The organism is Nocardia canadensis (assembly GCF_032656385.1).
GTDB classification, from domain to species: domain Bacteria; phylum Actinomycetota; class Actinomycetes; order Mycobacteriales; family Mycobacteriaceae; genus Nocardia; species Nocardia canadensis.
In genome coordinates this window covers 1,071,761-1,091,582 of the sequence record NZ_JAVCWB010000008.1, presented here as the reverse complement: position 1 = coordinate 1,091,582, position 19,822 = coordinate 1,071,761, and the positions used below count along the sequence as shown (strand labels likewise).

The 19,822-nt window shown below is 69.4% G+C and carries 18 protein-coding genes; 12 read left to right on the top strand and 6 right to left on the bottom strand.

Going from position 1 to position 19,822, the window contains the following annotated elements; genetic code table 11:
* Positions 1-73: 73 nt before the first annotated feature.
* Positions 74-520 (top strand): hypothetical protein, encoded by a 447-nt coding sequence (locus Q7X29_RS18810; protein WP_218720359.1) that lies wholly within the window; start codon positions 74-76, stop codon positions 518-520.
* A 62-nt stretch (positions 521-582) separates the two neighbouring features.
* On the opposite strand, the gene Q7X29_RS18805 is transcribed toward Q7X29_RS18810, so the two are convergent.
* Entirely contained in the window at positions 583-2,250 is a 1,668-nt protein-coding gene (locus Q7X29_RS18805; RefSeq protein WP_218720358.1) for an FAD-binding dehydrogenase, read from the bottom strand.
* Positions 2,251-2,334: 84 nt separating this feature from the next.
* Here Q7X29_RS18805 and Q7X29_RS18800 point away from each other — a divergent pair, with 84 nt between their 5' ends.
* The gene (locus tag Q7X29_RS18800; RefSeq protein WP_218720356.1) at positions 2,335-2,961 is read left to right on the top strand and encodes a TetR/AcrR family transcriptional regulator; all 627 of its coding nucleotides are present in this window, start codon (positions 2,335-2,337) and stop codon (positions 2,959-2,961) included.
* A gap of 22 nt (positions 2,962-2,983) precedes the next feature.
* On the opposite strand, the gene Q7X29_RS18795 is transcribed toward Q7X29_RS18800, so the two are convergent.
* The 4 genes from Q7X29_RS18795 to Q7X29_RS18780 all read right to left on the bottom strand — a co-directional run bounded on the left by Q7X29_RS18795 (position 2,984) and on the right by Q7X29_RS18780 (position 7,698).
* Positions 2,984-3,163: a hypothetical protein gene (locus tag Q7X29_RS18795; RefSeq protein ID WP_316574872.1), complete on the bottom strand. Its 180-nt coding sequence runs from the start codon at positions 3,161-3,163 to the stop codon at positions 2,984-2,986.
* A gap of 49 nt (positions 3,164-3,212) precedes the next feature.
* The gene (locus tag Q7X29_RS18790; protein WP_316574871.1) at positions 3,213-3,899 is read right to left on the bottom strand and encodes a DNA alkylation repair protein; all 687 of its coding nucleotides are present in this window, start codon (positions 3,897-3,899) and stop codon (positions 3,213-3,215) included.
* Between the two features lie 93 nt (positions 3,900-3,992).
* Complete coding sequence (pepN, locus tag Q7X29_RS18785; protein WP_316574870.1) at positions 3,993-6,470, bottom strand: aminopeptidase N; 2,478 nt, start codon at positions 6,468-6,470, stop codon at positions 3,993-3,995.
* A gap of 70 nt (positions 6,471-6,540) precedes the next feature.
* Entirely contained in the window at positions 6,541-7,698 is a 1,158-nt protein-coding gene (locus tag Q7X29_RS18780) for an acyl-CoA dehydrogenase family protein (protein ID WP_316574869.1), read from the bottom strand.
* Positions 7,699-7,885: 187 nt separating this feature from the next.
* Between Q7X29_RS18780 and Q7X29_RS18775 the strand changes: the two genes are divergently transcribed.
* The 10 genes from Q7X29_RS18775 (at position 7,886) to Q7X29_RS18730 (ending at position 18,747) form a co-directional block, all read left to right on the top strand.
* On the top strand, positions 7,886-9,385 hold the full coding sequence (locus Q7X29_RS18775; RefSeq protein ID WP_218720349.1) for a CoA-acylating methylmalonate-semialdehyde dehydrogenase: 1,500 nt from the start codon (positions 7,886-7,888) through the stop codon (positions 9,383-9,385).
* A gap of 6 nt (positions 9,386-9,391) precedes the next feature.
* A complete protein-coding gene (locus Q7X29_RS18770; RefSeq protein ID WP_218720348.1) occupies positions 9,392-10,531 on the top strand; it encodes an acyl-CoA dehydrogenase family protein in 1,140 nt (379 codons plus the stop codon).
* A complete protein-coding gene (locus tag Q7X29_RS18765; RefSeq protein WP_316574868.1) occupies positions 10,528-11,598 on the top strand; it encodes an enoyl-CoA hydratase/isomerase family protein in 1,071 nt (356 codons plus the stop codon). Before Q7X29_RS18770 ends, Q7X29_RS18765 begins: the two co-directional genes overlap by 4 nt.
* Entirely contained in the window at positions 11,595-12,491 is an 897-nt protein-coding gene (mmsB, locus tag Q7X29_RS18760; protein WP_316574867.1) for a 3-hydroxyisobutyrate dehydrogenase, read from the top strand. The genes Q7X29_RS18765 and mmsB overlap by 4 nt, the downstream gene beginning before the upstream one ends.
* Positions 12,488-13,264 carry an enoyl-CoA hydratase gene (locus tag Q7X29_RS18755; RefSeq protein ID WP_316574866.1) on the top strand — a complete coding sequence of 259 codons (777 nt, stop codon included), beginning with the start codon at positions 12,488-12,490 and terminating at the stop codon, positions 13,262-13,264. Before mmsB ends, Q7X29_RS18755 begins: the two co-directional genes overlap by 4 nt.
* A 31-nt stretch (positions 13,265-13,295) precedes the next feature.
* Positions 13,296-14,507: an acetyl-CoA C-acetyltransferase gene (locus Q7X29_RS18750; protein WP_218720342.1), complete on the top strand. Its 1,212-nt coding sequence runs from the start codon at positions 13,296-13,298 to the stop codon at positions 14,505-14,507.
* 2 nt (positions 14,508-14,509) lie between these two features.
* A complete protein-coding gene (locus Q7X29_RS18745; protein WP_316574865.1) occupies positions 14,510-16,675 on the top strand; it encodes a 3-hydroxyacyl-CoA dehydrogenase NAD-binding domain-containing protein in 2,166 nt (721 codons plus the stop codon).
* A 5-nt stretch (positions 16,676-16,680) separates the two neighbouring features.
* Positions 16,681-17,373, top strand: coding sequence for a TetR/AcrR family transcriptional regulator (locus Q7X29_RS18740; protein WP_218720339.1), 693 nt, complete (start codon positions 16,681-16,683; stop codon positions 17,371-17,373).
* A 39-nt stretch (positions 17,374-17,412) separates the two neighbouring features.
* Positions 17,413-17,910: an SRPBCC family protein gene (locus Q7X29_RS18735; RefSeq protein ID WP_218720337.1), complete on the top strand. Its 498-nt coding sequence runs from the start codon at positions 17,413-17,415 to the stop codon at positions 17,908-17,910.
* Positions 17,911-18,015: 105 nt separating this feature from the next.
* The gene (locus Q7X29_RS18730; RefSeq protein ID WP_316574864.1) at positions 18,016-18,747 is read left to right on the top strand and encodes a hypothetical protein; all 732 of its coding nucleotides are present in this window, start codon (positions 18,016-18,018) and stop codon (positions 18,745-18,747) included.
* Between the two features lie 254 nt (positions 18,748-19,001).
* Here Q7X29_RS18730 and Q7X29_RS18725 read toward each other — a convergent pair whose 3' ends face one another.
* Positions 19,002-19,775: a uracil-DNA glycosylase gene (locus tag Q7X29_RS18725; RefSeq protein WP_316574863.1), complete on the bottom strand. Its 774-nt coding sequence runs from the start codon at positions 19,773-19,775 to the stop codon at positions 19,002-19,004.
* Positions 19,776-19,822 lie beyond the last annotated feature (47 nt).

Genomic DNA, 19,822 nt, shown 5'->3' with positions numbered 1-19,822 from the left:
CGCTTGTGCACCGGGCGTATTTTCACAATAGCGTGCAATTGCACGCAGGTGTGAAAATGTCGAAGGAGCGGATATGACCAGCCAGGTGGCAACCGTGCGCATGGCGTACGCGACCCAGACCTCCACCACCGGGGGAGCCCCCGTCGATGTGCCCTCGTGGACGCTGCGCGGAGTGGGCGCGATTCGCGTCCTGTACGGCATCGTCCTCTTCGCCGCGCTGATCCTGGGAGCCGACGTCGGCACCGGAATGGCCGTTCCGGTCTTCGTCGCGGCCGGGCTGGTATCGGTCCTGCTGGGCCTGGCCACCGTCGCGCTGACCCCGCGCCTGCTGGACCGCGATGATCTCGTGCTGGCCGCGGTGGTCGTCGACGCGGCCGTGGTGATCCTGGGTGTGGCCGCCCTCATGGTGGGCTGGGCGCAGTTCGCGATCTTCGGCGCGGCGGTCGTCCTCGCCGGAGTCGTGATCGCCGCGCTGTCCGCGGCGGTGGTCGCGATCGTCACGGCGGTGCGCGACGCCTGATCGGCCGACGCGGTAGCGGCACGGCGCCTCCGGAATTCGGAGGCGCCGTGCCTGTTTCGCTGTCAGGCGTCGGCGGCCGCCCGGCCCGCCGACCGCCCGGAGAAGATGCACCCGCCGAGGAAGGTGCCCTCGAGGGCGTTGTAGCCGTGCACGCCGCCACCGCCGAAGCCCGCGGCCTCACCCGCCGCGAACAGGCCGGGGATCGGGGTGCCGTCGGCGCCGAGTGCCCGCGAGTGGAGGTCGGTCTGGATGCCGCCGAGCGACTTGCGCGTCAGGACATGGAGTTTCACGCCGATCAGCGGCCCGGCCGCCGGATCGAGGATGCGGTGCGGTGCGGTGGTGCGGGTGATCCGGTCGCCGAGGTAGCGGCGCGAGTTGTGGATGCCTTGGATCTGGGCGTCTTTGCTGAAGGCGTTGTCGACCTGCAGATCCCGGGCGACGATCTGCTCCCGGAGTCGGTTCGGGTCGAGCAGGGGCTGCGCGGTGAGCGTGTTCATCTTCGCGACCAGCTCGTCGAGAGTGTCGGCGACCACCCAGTCCGCGCCGTGCTCCTTGAACGCCTCCACCGGCGCGGGCGCACCCTTGCTGAAGACGCGCTCCCGGATCATGCCGACCCGGTTCTTCGCGGTGATGTCGGGATTCTGCTCCGACCCCGACAGCGCGAACTCCTTGGCGACGATCCGCTGCGTGGTGACGAACCAGGAATGGTCGTGCGCGGCCAGGTCGGGGGTGGTGCGCAGGTAGCGCAGCGTGCCCAGGGTGTCGTAGCCGGGCAGGTAGGGAGCGGGCAGGCGCCGGCCCAGCGCGTCGAACCACAACGACGACGGACCGGGCAGGATCCGGATCGCGTGCTCGGGCCAGACCGGGTTCCAGTTGCGGATGCCTTCGGTGTAGTGCCACATGCGATCCCGGTTGACCAGCCGGACACCGGCGTCGGCGGCGATGTCGAGCATGCGCCCGTCGACATAGGCGGGCACGCCCGTGATCATGGTCGCCGGCGGCGCGCCGAGGCGCGTGGGCCAGTGTCGCCGGACGGTCTCGTGGTTGCCGCCGATGCCGCCCGTGGCGAGCACGACCGCGGCGGCGCGGAATTCGAACTCGCCGATCACGTCGCGGTTGGACGGTGCGCCGCGGTCGGCGTCGTCGTCGGCCAGGATCGCCCCGCGCACGCCGGTGACCGCGCCGTCGGTGCACACCAGATCGTCGACGCGGTGCCGATGCCGGAAGGTCACCAGTCCCTGGTCCGCGGCGCGCAGCGCGGACTCGGTGAACGGCCCGACCACGCCGGTACCGGTGCCCCAGGCCACGTGGAAGCGGGGGACCGAGTTGCCGTGGCCGTCGGCGCGCAGATCGCCGCGCTCGGCCCAGCCGACCGACGGCACGAACCCGATACCGAGATCGGTGAGGTACGAACGCTTCTCGCCCGCGGCGAACTCGACGTAGGCGCGGGCCCAGCGGGCGGCCCAGCTGTCCTCGTCGTCGAGCCGGTCGAATCCGGCGCTGCCGGACCAGTCGTTCCAGGCCAGCTCCAGCGAGTCCCGGATGCCCAATCGGCGCTGCTCGGGACTGTCGACCAGGAAGATCCCGCCGAAGGACCAGAATGCCTGCCCGCCGAGGTTGGCCGCGTTCTCCTGGTCGACCACCAGGACGCGCTTGCCCCGGCGCGTCAGCTCGTGGGTCGCGACCAGACCGGCCAGGCCCGCACCGACCACGATGACATCGGCATCCATCCGGACTACCTCCACTCTCCGCAAAAGCTTCACTGCTGTATCCGATACGCTAATGCATCGAATGAGGAGAGGTATCGTCAATCCGTGAACACGACCGAGACGGCCAAGCCACCCCGCGTGACCCGGCGCCGGGCCGAGACCAGAGCGCGCCTGCTCGAGGCCGCATTCGCCGTGTTCGCCGAGAAGGGTTTCGGGCTGGTCCGCATCGAGGACGTGTGCGGTGCGGCGGGATACACCCGGGGTGCGTTCTACTCCCAGTTCGACAGCCTCGAGGAGCTGTTCTTCGTCCTCTACGACCAGCGCGCCACCTTGATCACCGAGCAGGTGCGCGCCGCGCTGGCCGCGGTCGACGATCCCGCCGACGTGCGCGGGTTCGTCGACCGCCTCGCGGCCACCCTGCTCCTCGACCGCGACTGGCTCCTGGTGAAGACCGATTTCCTCACGCACGCCGCCCGCCGTCCTGAGATCGCCGCCCGGCTGATCACCCACCGCGCCCAGCTGCGCGCGGCCATCGCCGACAAACTCGCCGCGAGCGGATTCACCGTGCCCCCGGAACTCGGCTCGATCGCCGAACTCGCCCACTCGGTCGTCGCCGCCTACGACGGCGTCACCGTCCAGCTCCTGCTCGACAACGACCAGCCCGCCGCCCGGGACTGGCTGTCCCGCTTGATCATTCGTCTCGGCGTGACAGGCCGGGACTCCGCCGGGTGAGGTGACCGGCGGGTTGCGACGATCAGGGGCAGTTGGCGTAGGGCCAGGTGGGCTTCAGGATCAGGCAGGTGACGGAGTTCAGTAGGTCGCTCGAGCCGGTGGCGCTGCCCGAGGAGGGCGTCTGGGCGGCGGCCGGGGCGCCGAGGGCGGTCACGACGGCGGCGGCGAGGATCAGGGTGGCGCTGAGGTGGCGATGGATCACGCCTTAAGTGAACCAGGGTGATTCCAGTTCTGGTGGGGTTTGCCCGCGACTAGGTCTGGGCGCGGCGGCGGACCATTTCGGTGATCCAGATCGGGGCGTAGGGGGAGGTGCAGTGGGGCGGGGTGGGGTAGTCCTCGAGGACGCGGAGGGTTTCGCCGATGGTGATGGCGCGAGGGCGCAGGTCGGGGTGGTGGATGCCGATGGTCGCCAGACATTCGTTCATGGCCCACTGGAGGCGGTCCGGGGCGTCCTTCATCTGCTGCTCGATGAGGTCGAGCAGGTGCGGGAGGTCGAGTCCGTCGGGGGTTTTCGCGACGCGGTCGCTGGTCAGCGCCCAGCCCGCGGCGGCGACGACAGGGTCGGGGTCCGCGAACCAGCGGGTGCGCAGTTCCTCGACGTGAGGATTCTTCTTCACGATGTAGTTGACGAGCCAATCGCGCACCTTCGGGACGCGGGCGTCGCGCAGCATGGCGTCGAGCTCGGCCGCGGTGTAGGCCTTGGGGCGGCTGATCAGGATCGCGACGAGCCGGGCCGCGGTGTCGCCGGTCGCCCAGAGGTCACCGGCTAGCTCGTGCCGGGTTTTGAGCGCCTTCGCCACCGCGCGCAGCTTGGTCAGGTTGACCGCATGATCGTCGCCGTGCCGTTCGTTGACCGCGAGGATCTTCGCGTCGGCCAAGGTGGCCAGCTCGGCCAGCACCTCGTCCACCGTGGTCCGGGGCGCCGAACTCGTCGTCACACCTGTCTCCTCCGCTGGTCGGTCCGTCCGCGCACCCAGCGTACGTCGGGCGGCGGCGGTCCCGACCTCGGTGTGCGAGGTCGGGGCCGTGAGTTACCGGCCGCCCGCGCGCACTCGCAGATCGCGCGCGAGATGGTCGCGCTGTTCGACCACCAAACGGCGCAACGCACCCGGCGCGCCGGCGTTCGCGGCCAGCCAGGCGTCGACCTGGTCGAGAGAGTCGGTGGCCGGGAACAGGCCGAGTACGATGCGCCGCGCGATCTCGATGCTGCGCTGCTCCCAGACCTCCCGCAGCACCGCGAAGTACTCGGCGTCGTAGCGGGCGATGAGATCACGGCGCTGCCCCGCGCGGAACCCGTCGATGACGGCGTCGAGGTGATCGTTGGTCAGCGTGGTGTCGCCGAGCGCCGCGGCCCAGTCGGCGGCCTTCACCTCCGGTTCCGGGCGGGCGGCCAGGGCCCGGCGGTGCGCGGTCCGGCCCGAGGCGGTGCCGTCGCTCGCGAGTTCGGTGTCCAGGTCGGCCTCGGTGGCGTCGCCCGTGGTGGCGAGTGCGGTCCACAGCAGCCAGCGCAGGTCGGGATCGAGGGCCAGACCGTCCGGTGCGGGCGTCGCCCCGAGGAGGATGCCCCGGATGTCGGCGGCACGGCGCCCGTCGACGGTGGCGGCGGTGGCGGTGGCCCGCGCCCAGGCCAGCTGGTCACCGGAACCCGGTGCCGCCGAATGCAGGGTGGCCCAGCAGGATTCGAGCCAGTCACCGCGCCATCGGTCGCGGTCCGCCGCGGGCAGGTAGTGGCCGATGGCGAAGGACGCGTTCGCCAGCACCGCGGCGAGCAGTGCGGTGTTCGACTCGGCGGGCGCGAAATCGCGGGCCATCCGCAGATACCGCTCGACCTCGAGCTCGCCGTCGCGCGCGGCGTTCCACAGTGCCGACCAGATCAATCCGCGGGCCAGCGGGTCGATGACCCGGTCCAGTGACCGTTCCACGGTGGCCAGCGATTCGGCGTCGAGACGGACCTTGGCGTAGGTGAGATCGCCGTCGTTGAGCAGGCGCAGCGGCGCGGGATCGAGGGTGAGCGGCGTCCGGTCGGCGACGATGTCGAGCTCCACCCGATCGCGGCGCACCAGATCGCCGGCGACGTCGAAGTCGTAGAGTCCGACGGCGAGCCGATGCGGACGCGGGTCGGTCTGCACGATCTCGCCGCCGTCGAGCGTCAGCGTCGACATCCCGGTCGTCTGCAGCCAGGCCCGGGCCCAGCCGGCCAGATCGCGACCCGAATCCGCGGACAGTTCGGTCAGCAGCTCGGCCAACGTCGTATTGCCGAACGCGTGCGTGCGGAAGTACCGGCGCACGCCGGTGAAGAACTCCTCGCGGCCGACATAGGCGACCAGCTGCTTGAGTACGCTGGCGCCCTTGGCGTAGGTGATGCCGTCGAAGTTGAGTTTGGCGGCCTCGAGGTCGCCGATATCGGCGACGATCGGGTGCGTCGTCGGGAGCTGGTCCTGCGAATACGCCCACGCTTTCCGGCGATTGGCGAAGGCCACCCAGGCGTCGGTCCACTCGGTGGCCTCGGCACTGGCGAGCGCGCCCATGTAGTCGGCGAAGGACTCCTTGAGCCACAGGTCGTCCCACCACACCATCGTCACGAGATCGCCGAACCACATGTGCGCCATCTCGTGCAGGATCGTGTTGGCCCGGCCCTCGTACTGGGCGGCGGTGGCCGCGCCGCGGAAGACGTAGGCCTCGGTGAAGGTGACCAGGCCGGGGTTCTCCATGGCGCCGAGGTTGTATTCGGGCACGAAGATCTGGTCGTACTTGCCCCAGGGGTACGGGTAGCCGAAGTGTTCGGCGAAGAAGTCCAAGCCCTGCTCGGTCACCTCGAGGATCGTGTCGGCGTCGAGGTGGCCTGCCAGGGAGGCGCGGCAGAGGACGCCGAGCGGGATCGTGAGTTCGTTTCGCGTCCACGAGGATTCGACGCGGTGATACGGACCGGCCGCGATCGCGGTGATGTAGGTGGAGATCGGCAGGGTGGGGGAGAACTCGACCCATTGCCAGGACTCGCCGTCCTCGGTCGCGGCGATCGGCCGGTTCGACACCACTTCCCAGCCGGCGGGCGCTGTCACCACGAAGGTGAAGGGCGCCTTCATGTCCGGCTGTTCGAAGCACGCGAACACGCGACGCGCGTCGGCGGGCTCGTACTGGGTGTAGAGGTAGGTCGCGCCGTCGGCCGGGTCCAGGAATCGGTGCAGGCCCTCTCCGGAGCGGCTGTACCGGCCCGTGGCGCGCACGACGACCGTATTCGTCTCGGCGAGATGGCCGATCACGAGCCGGGCCCCGTCGTAGTCGACGGCTGCGTCCTGCCCGTTCACCGTCACCGATTCGACCGAGGCGCCGAGGAAGTCGAGCCAGGTTGCGTCCACGGTCGCGTCGAACTCGACGGTGGTCGTGGTGGCGAAGGTGTCCCCGGCGTGGTCGGTGGCGCCGGACAGGTCGAGGTCGACGCGGTAGTCGCGGACGGTGACCGCGGCCGATCGCGCGGCGGTCTCGGAACGGGTCAGGTTCGCGGTAGTCACGCGTCGATCCTGCCAGCCCGAGGCCCGTGACGCCGCCGGTCGGTGTCACGGGCTCGATCAGCTCCGGGTGTCAGAGGAAGCGGGCGATGAGGTCTTTCATGACCTCGTTGGCGCCGGCGTAGATGCGCGAGATGCGGCCGTCGGCCCACATCCGGGCGATCGGGTACTCCTCCATGTAGCCGTAGCCACCGTGAAGCTGGACGCAACGGTCGATCACCTGGGTTTGCTGATCGGTGGTCCAGTACTTGACCATCGCGGCGGTCTTGACGTCCAGCGCGCCGCGCAAGTGCTTCTCGACCGCGGCGTCGACGAAGGTGCGCACCACCTCGGCGATCGTCGCGCACTCGGCCAGCTCGAAGCGGGTGTTCTGCATGGCGAACAGCGGCTTGCCGAAAGCGTTGCGCTGCTTGACATAGGCCAGCGTCTCGGCGACGGCGGCCTCGATCGCCGCGGCGGCCGCGACGCCGCAGATCAGCCGCTCCTGGGGCAACTGCTGCATGAGCTGGATGAAGCCCTCGCCCTCGGCGCCGAGCAGGTTGGCCTGCGGCACGCGCAGCCCGTCGAAGAACAGCTCGGTGGTGTCCTGGCCCTTCTGGCCGATCTTCTTGAGCAGCCTGCCGCGCTCGAAGCCGGGGGTATCGTCGGCGACCTCGGCGACCACCAGGGACACGCCCTTGGCGCCCTGGGTCGGGTCGGTCTTGACGGCGATGATCAGCAGGTCGCAGTTGCGGCCGTTGGAGATGAACGTCTTGGCGCCGGTGATGACGTAGTCGTCGCCGTCCTTGACCGCCTTGGTGGCGATGTTCTGCAGGTCGGAGCCGGTGCCGGGCTCGGTCATGGCGATGGCGCCGATCCACTCGCCGGAGGCGAGCTTGGGCAGCCAGCGCTTCTTGTTCTCCTCCGAGGCGTAGGCGAGGATGTAGTGCGGCACGATGCCGGTGTGCACGCCGAGCTGCATGGCGGAATCGCCGCCCCTGACCTGCTCGGTGAACAGCACGGCCTCGTGGGCGAAAGTGCCACCGCCGCCGCCGTATTCCTCGGGAATCGACATGCACAGCAGCCCGAGTTCGCCGGCCTGCCGGTAGACCTCCCGGCTCGGGAAGCCCTGCGCGGCGAACTCCTCACGATGCGGCGCGACGGTGTTCGCGAAGAAGGCGCGGGCCAGTTCGGACAGGCCTTGCAGCTCCGACTCGGCGTCGGTGCCGCGGTCGGTTTCGGCGGTGGTCATCGGGTTCCTCTCCCTGATGTCGATGGGCTGCGCACCAGAGTGAGCAGTTGTTGGCGTTCTGTCAATAGAACGATCAGATGTTGACAAACCGCCAATAGTGCTGCCATGGTATCAATTGATTGGACATCCAACTATTGGAGCTCCTTTCACCTGCGCCCCGGCGCACCGACCCACGACAAGGACTGGCATGGTTCGCGAACTCACCCACTTCATCGACGGACAGCACGTCAAGGGCGCCTCGGGCGCGTTCGGTGAGGTGTTCGATCCGAACACCGGGCAAGTGCAGGCCACGGTTCCGCTGGCGAACACCGCCGAGGTCGAGGCGGTGATCGCCAACGCGGCCGCCGCGCAGCCCGGGTGGGCGGCGTTCAACCCGCAGAAGCGCGCCAGGGTGCTGATGAAGTTCCTGACCCTGGTCAACGACGAGATCGACAGCCTGGCGGCCCTGCTGTCGTCCGAGCACGGCAAGACCATCGCCGACGCCAAGGGCGACATCCAGCGTGGCCTCGAGGTCATCGAGTTCGCCGTCGGCATCCCGCACCTGCTCAAGGGCGAGTACACCGAGAGCGCGGGCACCGGCATCGACGTGTACTCGATGCGGCAGCCGCTCGGCGTCGTCGCCGGCATCACCCCGTTCAACTTCCCGGCCATGATTCCGCTGTGGAAGGCCGGTCCGGCGCTGGCCTGTGGCAACGCGTTCGTGCTCAAGCCCTCCGAGCGCGACCCGTCGGTGCCGCTGCGCCTGGCCGAGTTGTTCCTCGAGGCGGGTCTGCCGCCGGGGGTGTTCAACGTGGTCAACGGCGGCAAGGAAGCCGTCGACACGATCCTGCACGATCCGCGGATCAAGGCCGTCGGCTTCGTCGGCTCGACCCCGATCGCGCAGTACATCTACGAGACCGCGACCGCCAACGGCAAGCGTGCCCAGTGCTTCGGCGGCGCCAAGAACCACGCGATCGTCATGCCCGACGCCGACCTCGACGATGTCGCCGACCAGCTGATCGGCGCGGGTTACGGCTCGGCGGGCGAGCGCTGCATGGCGATCTCGGTGGCCGTGCCGGTGGGGGAGGAGACCGCCGATCGGCTGGTCGCGAAGCTGACCGAGCGGGTGCACAAGCTCAACGTCGGCCGCTCCGACGACCCGGGCGCCGACTTCGGCCCGCTGGTGGGGCGCGACGGCGTGGACCGGGTGAACAATTACGTCCAGATCGGTGTCGACGAGGGCGCCGAGCTGGTCGTCGACGGCCGCGGCCTAGTCGTCGAAGGCGCCGAGGACGGCTACTTCGTCGGCGCGAGCCTGTTCGACAGGGTCACCGCCGACATGCGGATCTACCGGGAGGAGATCTTCGGTCCCGTGGTGACCGTGGTCCGCGCCGAGGACTACGAGGAGGGTCTGCGCCTGGCCAACGAGCACGAGTACGGCAACGGCGTGGCCATCTTCACCCGCGACGGCGACACCGCCCGCGACTTCGCCGCGCGCGTGCAGGTCGGCATGGTCGGCATCAACGTGCCGATCCCGGTGCCGATCGCCTACTACACCTTCGGTGGCTGGAAGCGGTCGGGCTTCGGCGATCTCAACCAGCACGGCCCGGACTCGATCCGCTTCTACACCAAGACCAAGACGGTGACTCAGCGCTGGCCCGCGGGGCTGAAGGAGTCCAACGCCTTCGTCATCCCGACGATGGACTGAGCGGCCGTGTTCACTCTCAACGACGACGAACGCGCGATCGGCGAGACCGCGCGGCAGTTCGCCGACGAGTTCCTCGCGCCGAACGCGCTGGAATGGGATGAGCGCAAACACTTCCCGGTCGACGTGCTCCGCAAAGCGGGCCCGGTCGGCCTGGGCGGCATCTATGTGCGCGAGGACGTCGGTGGTTCGCACCTGCGCAGGCTCGACGCCGTGCGGATCTTCGAGGAACTGGCCACCGGGTGCCCCGCGGTGGCGGCCTACATCTCGATCCACAACATGGCGACCTGGATGATCGACGCCTACGGCACCGACGAACAGCGGCACCGCTGGGTGCCGGGTATGGCGTCGATGGAGCTGCTCGGCAGCTACGCCCTCACCGAACCGGGGGTCGGATCCGACGCGGCGGCCCTGAGCACCAGGGCCGTGCGCGACGGCGACGACTACGTCCTCAACGGTGCCAAGCAGTTCATCTCGGGTGCCGGCGCCAACGACGTGTACGTGATGATGGTGCGTACCGGCGGCGCGGGCGCGCGCGGCATCTCGGCGCTGATCGTCCCGGCCGACACCCCCGGCCTGACAGTGGGGCCGAACGAGCGCAAGATGGGCTGGAACGCCCAGCCGACCCGCCAGGTGATCCTGGAGGACGCCCGCGTGCCGGTGGCCAACCGGCTCGGCGCCGAGGGCGACGGCTTCGCGATCGCGATGAACGGGCTCAACGGCGGCAGGCTCAATATCGCCGCCTGCTCGATCGGCGGCGCGCAGGCGGCGCTCGACAAGACCGTGCCCTACCTCGCCGAACGGCACGCCTTCGGCAAGCCGCTGGCGCGCAACGAGGCCCTGCAGTTCGACCTGGCCGACATGCGCACCGAGCTCGAAGCGGCACGGACTCTGCTGTGGCGGGCCGCGGCCGCGCTCGACGCCGGGGCGCCGGACAAGGTCGAACTGTGCGCGATGGCCAAGCGTTTCGCCACCGACGCCGGCTTCGAGGTCGCCAACAAGGCGCTGCAGTTGCACGGCGGCTACGGCTACCTGCACGAATACGGTCTGGAGAAGATCGTCCGCGACCTGCGGGTGCATCAGATCCTCGAGGGCACCAACGAAATCATGCGGGTGGTCGTCGCCCGCACCCTGACAGGAGCGGCATGACCGACGAACCCGAAGTGCTGATCGCCGTCGCCGACGGCCTCGGCCTCATCACCCTGAACCGGCCCAAGGCCATCAACGCGCTGAATCATCCGATGGCACTGGCCATCACGGACGCCCTGCGGGCATGGGCCGACGACGACGCGGTGCGCGCGGTCGTCGTCACCGGCGCCGGTGAGCGCGGTCTGTGCGCGGGCGGCGACATCGTCGCCATCCACGCCGACGCGCAAGGCGGTGCGGCGAATGCCGATTCACCGACCGGGGTGTTCTGGCGCGACGAATACCACCTCAACGCGCTGATCGGCCGCTATGCCAAGCCGTACGTGGTGATCATGGACGGCATCGTGATGGGTGGCGGTGTCGGCCTGTCCGGCCACGGCAGCCACCGTATCGTCACTGAGCGGTCCCGAATCGGCATGCCCGAGGTCGGGATCGGTTTCGTCCCCGATGTCGGCGGTACCTACCTGCTCTCGCGAGCACCGGGCGAGATCGGCACGCATGTCGCGCTGACCACCGCGCGGATGAGCGCGGGCGATGCGATCGCGGCCGGCTTCGCCGACCACTACGTCCCGTCCGGCGCCCTCCCGGCGCTGCTCGACGCGTTGCGCACGACCGATGTCGACGCCGCGATCGAGAAGTTCGCCGAACCGGCGCCGTCGTCGGAGCTGCTCGCCCAGCGGAGCTGGATCGACGCCTGCTACAGCGCCGACACCGTCGAGGAGATCGCGGCCCGCCTGCAGACCGCCGACTCACCCGAGGCGACCAAGGCCGCCGAGGAGATGCTGGCCAAATCGCCGGTCTCGCTGAAGGTCACGCTGCGCTCGCTGCGGGCGGCGCGGGATCTGCCGAGCCTCGAGGCGGTGCTCGATCAGGAGTACCGGGTCTCGATCGCCTCGCTGCGCTCGCACGACCTGGTCGAGGGGATCCGCGCCCAGGTCATCGACAAGGACCGCAACCCGCGGTGGCTGCCCGCGACCCTGGCCGAGGTCGACGACGCGCAGGTCGCGGCGTACTTCGCCGAACTGGGCGACAAGGAACTCGGCGCGACCACGCAGGAGGCACGGCGATGAGCAAGAAGATCGGTTTTCTCGGACTCGGCCACATGGGCGCGCCGATGGCGGCGAACCTGGTGCGCGCCGGACACGACGTGCTCGCCTTCGATCCGGTGCCCGCCGCGCAGGACCAGGCGCGCGCCGACGGCGCGACCGTGGTCGAGCGCGCCGCCGACGCGGCCGTCGACCGGGACGTGGTGATCACCATGCTGCCCAACGGCAAGCTCGTGCTCGACGTGTACGCGGAACTACTGGCGGTCGCGGCGCCGGGCACGCTGTTCATCGACTGTTCGACCATCGACGTCGCCGACGCGAAAGCCGCTGCCGCGCAGGCGGTGGCGGCCGGTCACCGGCCGTTGGACGCCCCGGTCTCCGGTGGTGTGGCCGGCGCGACGGCGGGCACGCTGACCTTCATGGTGGGCGGTGCGGCCGCCGACTTCGCCGAGGCGCGCGAGGTTCTCGACGTGATGGGCGGCAAGGTCGTGCACTGCGGTGACGCCGGTGTCGGCCAAGCCGCGAAGATCTGCAACAACATGCTGCTCGGCATCTCGATGATCGGGCTGTCCGAGGCGCTGGTGCTCGGTGAACGGCTCGGCCTGAGCCATCAGTCGTTCTTCGACGTGGTCTCCACGGCGTCGGGCCAGAGCTGGGCGCTGACCAGCTACTGCCCGGTCCCCGGCCCGGTTCCCGCGAGCCCGGCCAACAACGACTATCAGCCCGGTTTCGCGACCGCGCTGATGTCGAAGGACCTCACCCTGGCCGCGAACGCTCTGCGCGCCAACGGTATCGACGGACAACTCGGCGAGCTCGCCGCCGCCATCTACGAGCGGTTCAACCAGACCGACGCGCGCCGGGACTTCTCGGCGATCGTCACCGACATCCGGGAGCGTTCCGGGGAGGGCACCGAATGACCACGTACGAGACGATCCTGCTCGAGCGCAAGAACCGGGTCGGCTGGATCACCCTGAACCGGCCCAAGGCCCTCAACGCGCTCAACACCCAGGTCCTCGACGACATCGTCGCCGCCCTGGACGAGCTCGAACGCGACGACGAGATCGGCGCGGTGGTGATCACCGGCTCGGCCAAGGCGTTCGCCGCGGGCGCCGACATCAAGGAGATGCAGCCCAAGTCCTACATGGACATGTTCATGGACGACTTCTTCGCCCGCTGGGACCGGCTGGCCCAGTTCCGCAAGCCCACCGTCGCCGCAGTTGCGGGGTACGCCCTCGGCGGCGGCTGCGAGCTGGCCATGCTCTGCGACATTTTGATCGCCGCCGACACCGCGCAGTTCGGGCAGCCCGAGATCAAGCTGGGCGTGATCCCCGGCATCGGTGGTTCGCAGCGCCTCACCAGGGCGGTCGGCAAGGCCAAGGCGATGGACCTGGTGTTGACCGGTCGGAACATGGGCGCCGAGGAGGCCGAACGGGCCGGACTCGTGTCACGCATCGTGCCCGCCGACGACCTGCTCGGGGTCGCCGCGGAGGTCGCCGAGACCATCGCGGCCAAGTCGCTGCCGGTCGCCATGATCGCCAAGGAGGCGGTGAACCGGTCCTTCGAGACCACCCTCGCCGAGGGGATCCGCTTCGAGCGCCGCGTCTTCCATTCGCTGTTCGCGATCGAGGACCAGAAGGAAGGCATGAACGCCTTCGTCGACAAGCGCACCGCACAGTTCACCCATCGCTGACCTGTCAACGACGACACAGTTTCGAGGAACCATGACCGAGGCATTCATCTACGACGCGATCCGCACCCCGCGCGGTCGCGGCAAGAAGAACGGCGCCCTGCACGGCGTCAAACCGCTCGACCTGGTGGTCGGGCTCATCGAGGAGCTGAAAGTCCGGTACCCCGGGCTGGATCCGGCAGCGATCGATGACATCGTCCTCGGCGTGGTCTCCCCGGTCGGCGATCAGGGCGCCGATATCGCCAAGACGGCCGCGCTCGCGGCCGGACTGCCCGACACGGTCGCCGGCGTGCAGCTCAACCGATTCTGCGGTTCGGGTCTCGAGGCGGTCAACACCGCGGCGCAGAAGGTGCGCTCGGGCTGGGAACAGCTGGTGATCGCCGGTGGCGTGGAATCGATGTCGCGGATTCCGCTGGGCTCCGACGGCGGCGCGTGGGCGATGGACCCGGTCACCAACTACAGCACCTACTTCGTGCCGCAGGGTGTCAGCGCGGACCTGATCGCCACCATCGAGGGCTTCACCCGCGAGGATGTCGACGCGTTCGCGGTGCGGTCGCAGCAGAAAGCGGCCGCTGCCTGGTCCGGCGGCTACTTCGCCAAGTCCGTCGTGCCCGTGCGGGACATCAACGGCGCCGTCCTGCTCGACCACGACGAGCTCATGCGCCCGGACACCACGGTCGAGAGCCTGGCCGGGCTGACCCCGTCGTTCGCGGCGATGGGGGAGATGGGCGGATTCGACGCCGTCGCCCTGCAGCGGTACCACCAGGTCGAGAAGATCGATCACGTCCATCACGCGGGCAACTCCTCGGGCATCGTCGACGGGTCGGCACTGGTGCTCATCGGCAGCGAGGCCGCCGGTGCCGCAGCCGGTCTCACGCCGCGCGCCCGGGTCGTCGCGTCGGCCGTCAGCGGGAGCGACTCGACGATCATGCTGACCGGCCCGGTCCCGGCGACCGAGAAGGTGCTGGCCCTGGCCGGACTCACGGTCGACGACATCGACCTGTTCGAGCTCAACGAGGCCTTCGCGTCGGTGGTGCTCAACTATCAGAAGAAGCTGGCCATCCCGGACGAGAAGCTCAACGTCAACGGTGGCGCCATCGCCATGGGCCACCCGCTGGGCGCCACCGGCGCGATGATCACCGGAACCATGGTCGACGAGCTCGAGCGGCGGGGAGCCCGCCGCGCGCTGATCACGCTGTGCATCGGCGGCGGCATGGGCATCGCCACCATCATCGAGAGGATCTGACCATGACCGACACCATGATCGCCTGGGACCTCGGCGCCGACCGGGTGCTCGTGCTCACCATCGACGACCCGAACCAGTCGACCAACACCATGACCGAGGCGTTCGCGCGTGACCTCACCGCCACGGTCGACCGGCTCGAGGCCGAGAAGGACACCTACGACGGCGTGATCCTCACCTCCGGCAAGGACACCTTCTTCGCCGGTGGTGACCTGAACCTGCTGATGAACGCCACGCCGGCGACCGCGCCCGACATAGCCCTCGGCCTCGACACCTACAAGGCCGCGTTCCGCCGGCTCGAGACGCTGGGCAAGCCGGTGGTCGCCGCGATCAACGGCACCGCGCTCGGCGGCGGCTTCGAAGTCGCCCTGGCCACCCACCACCGCATCGCGCTCGACGCCAAAGGCAGTCTGCTCGGCCTGCCCGAGGTCACCTTCGGGCTGCTGCCCGGCGCGGGTGGCGTCACCCGGACCGTGCGACTGCTCGGCATCACCGACGCGGTGCTCAACGTCGTCGGCCAGGGCCAGCGGATGAAGCCCGCGAAGGCCCTGCAGGTCGGGATCATCCACGAGATCGCCGCCACCCGCGCGGAGATGTTCGACAAGGCCCGCGCCTGGATCGCGGCCAACCCCGAGGCGGCGCAACCGTGGGATGTGAAGGGCTACAAGCTCCCCGGCGGCACCCCGTCGAGCCCGGCGCTGGCGGCCAACCTGCCCGCGTTCCCGGCCAACGTCCGCAAGCAGCTCAAGGGCGCCCCGATGCCGGCGCCGATCGCGGTGCTGGCCACGGCCGTCGAGGGCGCGCAGGTCGATATCGATACCGCGTTCGCGATCGAGACCCGCTACTGCACCAACCTGATCTGCGGCCAGATCTCGACCAACATGATCAAGTCCCTGTTCTTCGACCTGGGGACGATCAACAAGGGCGGCAGCCGCCCCGAAGGCTTCCCCGTGCGCACGCCGGAGAAGGTCCTCGTGCTCGGCGCGGGCATGATGGGCGCGGGCATCGCCTATGTGCAGGCCCGCGCCGGCATGCAGGTCGTGCTGAAGGACGTCACGATCGAGGCGGCCGAGCGCGGTAAGGACTACTCGCGCAAGCTGCTCGACAAGGCGCTGCGCAGGGGCGCGATCAGCCAGGACGAGTACGACCGGATCCTCGGCCGCATCCACCCGAGTGCCGACCCGGCCGACGCCGCGGGCTGCGACTTCGTCGTCGAGGCCGTGTTCGAGGATCCGGGCCTGAAGCAGAAGGTGTTCGGCGAGATCGAAGCGCTGGTGAACCCGGACGCCCTGCTCGGCTCCAACACCTCCACGCTGCCGATCACCGATCTGGCCACCGGCGTGCAGCGGCAGCAGGACTTCATCGGTCTGCACTTCTTCTCGCCGGTGGACAAGATGCCGCTGGTCGAGATCGTCGTCGGCGAGCAGACCAGCGACGAGGCGATCGCCAGGGCCATCGACTACACCCTGGCGATCAAGAAGACCCCGATCGTGGTGAACGACAGCCGCGGCTTCTTCACCAGCCGGGTCATCGGCCAGTTCATGGACGAGGCAATCGCGCTGGTCGCCGAAGGCGTGCACCCGGCGTCGGTGGAACAGGCCGCCACCCAGGCCGGTTATCCGGTGGGCGCGCTGGCGCTGGCCGACGAGATCAATATGAAACTGGCGCAGAAGATCCGGCGCAGCCTCGAGGAGAACCTGCTCGCCGAGGGCAAGCGCTGGACCGATTCCAGGGCGTATCCGCTGGTCGACGCCATGGTCGACGACTTCGACCGGCCCGGCCGGCTCGAGGGTCGCGGCTTCTACGACTACGACGCCGAGGGCAAAAAGCTGGGTTTGTGGCCGGGCCTGGTCGAGAAGTACACCCGCGACGATCACGGCATCCCGTTCGTCGACATGCAGGAACGGATGCTGTTCGCCGAATCCCTCGACACCGTGCGGTGTTTCGACGAAGGCGTGCTGCGCACGGTGCCGGACGCGAACATCGGCTCCATCTTCGGCATCGGGTTCCCGGCGTGGACCGGCGGCGTCGTCCAGTACATCAACCAGTACGAGGGTGGGCTCGCCGGGTTCGTCGCCCGTGCCGACGAGTTGCGGGCCGCCTACGGCGATCGGTTCGAGGTGCCGGAGTCGTTGCGGACCAAGGCCGCCGCCGGGGAAACGCTCGGCTGAGCGTCATGACGACGGACACGACTTCCCGGCCTCCGGTGCTGCCGGGCGCGGGGGTGACCTCCGCGCGCGGGGTGCGCGGCGACGGCAGACGCGCGCACCGCAGGCGCGCGGTTGTCGCCGCGGCTCGGGACGTGTTCGTCACCAACGGCTATCACGGCGCGCGCATGGCGGAGATCGGTGCGCGCGCCGGGATCAGCAAACCGGTGCTCTACGACCACTTCGCGAACAAGCTGGACCTGTATCTGGCGGTGCTGCAACAGTATCTGGACCGGATGGTCGACGGGGTCCGCGCCGCGGTCGCGGCCGAGACCACACCGCGCGCCCGGGTGCGGGTGGCCGTGTCGGCGTACTTCGACTTCGTCGACGAGGATCCCGGCGGCCACGTGCTGGTCTTCGAGTCACCGGTGCCGAGCGAACCGAGTATCGAGTGGCGGGTGCGCAGCGCGATGCGCGCGTGCGCCGATCTCGTCGCCGCCGAACTCCGCGCGGTCGGGGTCGGCGCCGCACCGGCCGATATGTACGCCTGGAGCCTGGTGGGCTCCAGCCATCTGGCTGCCCGCCACTGGCTCGACGCGGGCAGGCCGATACCCAAACAGGACGCCGTCGAGGTCGCCGCCGCCCTGTGCTGGACCGGATTGGCCGGGTACGAGCGCAGGCTCGACCGGGCGAACACCCACTACGACAAGCGATCGGCGTGAGCGATCACCGTCGCCACCGACTGAACGGATCGAACAGCTATGTCACCGTCCTTTGCCCTGCACGAATCCGACGACACCTTCCTCGCGACGGCCACCGACCGCTACGTGCACGTGGTCGACATCGCGGCGCCGCCCAGCGCCGTCTGGCGCGCGCTGACCGCCGACGACGCGCTGGTGTCGTGGTCGGCGGCGGTCACCGGGATGCGTTGGATCTCCCCGCCGCCCTTCGGTGTCGGGTCCACCCGGGTCGTCACCCTCGCCGGCGCCGCGGCGCTGACCGAACGTTTCTACCGCTGGGACGACGAGCGCCGGATGACATTCACCGTCGACGCGGCCTCCATCCCCGGCCTCCGCCGCTTCGCCGAGGACATCCAGCTCACCCCCACCGCCACCGGTACCAGGCTGACCTGGACTTTCGCTCTCGAAGGCGGCCCCGCCCTGCGCCCGCTGCTGCGCCTGTCCGGCCCGATCACGACCCGCCTCACGGGGTCCATCGCCCGGGGCATCGTCGGGAAGGTCGAAGCCCAGGTGCACTGACTTCGTTGCTCCGGCTGCCCGCATCTCGCCGACGGAGGGGCGGCAGCCGGAGTGGCTTCGAATTCCTCGTGCGAAACCGCGTGTGCCCGACGTAACGTCGTCGCGGTGATCGACGGGGAAAACGAGGCACAGTCGCCGGCCACCACGTTGTCGGCCCTCGACGAGGCGTTCGCCCGGGTACCTGCGCCCGCGTCGATCGCGGCGTGTCCGTGTTGCCGTCATTCCGGCGACTACGCGATCCTGCTGCGTCGTCGGCGCCGTGACCTGACGGGATCGGATCTGGGCGCCTACACCTACCGCGCTCTGACGACGGTGGGCTCGGCGACGGACTTTCGGTACCTGGCAGGGAGAATCCTGCAGCTCTCGCATACGCGCGACGCGGCGATGCCGGACCTGGAAGTGGTCTACGGGAAATTGGGCCGAGCGGGCTGGCAGAGCTGGCCGGAAGCGGAAGCGATCACCGCGGTGATGGATGCGCTGTGGCGGGACCAGTTCACCGATGGCAGGCCGGAGGTGTCGATCGGCACTGTGCTGTGTGCGCTCGGGTCGGCACGGGGCACTGTCGCGGCTCGGTTGATCGAGTGGGGCGAACTTGCGGGCCGTGCGTGGGTGCAGCGGCTGCACGAATTCGTCTCGCAGCACTGCCGGAGGAAAGGTGATGTCACGGTTCCCTCGAATGCCTACTGGGACAAGGGGGCGGGGGAGTACGGCGAGCTGGTCGACTGGCTCAACGGTGGTGCGGCGCTCGGTGCCGTTGTCGCGGCCTTCGAGCGCGCCGACGATCCGAAGACTCTGGAGCTTCTCTCGGAGATCCATGCGGTGCTCGATCGCGGTTGACCGAATGCGGGGGCGGGGAGGGGTCGCCGGTGAGTCGACAAGACGGTGGGGGAGCGGAGCGAGTGCGAGCCACCGACGGCAGGCGAGGGGAGTGTCGGCGGCGCGCTCGGGAACGATCGCCCGGATCCGGGTCTTGGCCTGCTTCCCTGAACCCAGTTTGAACATTAGGAGACGTAGATATGCGCATCTAACAATGAATGTCATCCCTGTCGGATACCTCGCCCGACCACGTCACGCACCCTTTCAAAAGAAGCTCAGGACAGGAGGGGTTGGTCAGCAGTGGGTCCGGACTCGGCGATCAACTGGGCGGTGCGGAAGACGTCTTCGATCATGGCCGGGGTGAGTCGGCCGGTGAAGGTGTTGTGCGGGCTGACGTGGTAGCAGCCGAGGATGGTGATCGTGCGGCCGTCCGGATGGGCGAGGGTGACTTCGGCGCCGTGGCCGAAGCGTGGTCGTGGGCGGGGGACGGTCCAGCCGCCGCCGGTGAGCACGGTGAACAGCGCCTGCCAGCCGAAGGCGCCCAGGACGACGATGACTTTCACCGTCGGCGCGAGCAGTTCCAGTTCTCTGCTGAGGAAGGGGGCGCACCGGTGGCGTTCCTCGCTGGTCGGCTTGTTCTCCGGGGGTGCGCAGTGCACGGGTGCGGTCAAGCGCGTGTTCAGGAGTTCGATGCCGTCGTCCACGCTGACCGGCTGCGCACCGGTCGCCAGGCCGACGGCGTGCAGCGCGGCGAAGAGAACGTCGCCGCTGCGGTCGCCGGTGAACATGCGGCCGGTGCGGTTGCCGCCGTTGGCGGCAGGCGCCAGGCCGACGACGAGGATCTCGGCGTCGTCGGGGCCGAAGCCGGGGACGGGGCGGGCCCAGTAGTCCTCGTCGCGGTAGGCGGCGCGTTTGACGCGGGCCACTTCCTCGCGCCAGGCGACGAGGCGGGGACAGGCGCGGCAGGTGCAGATCAGGCTGTCGAGGTCGGCGACGCTCCGGGCATCTTCTGCCGCGAGCGGTGCGGTTTCCGGGGCGTCGCCGGCCATCGGCCCAGTCTAGTCGGCGGGGTTCGGCAGACGGCCGAACCACCTGC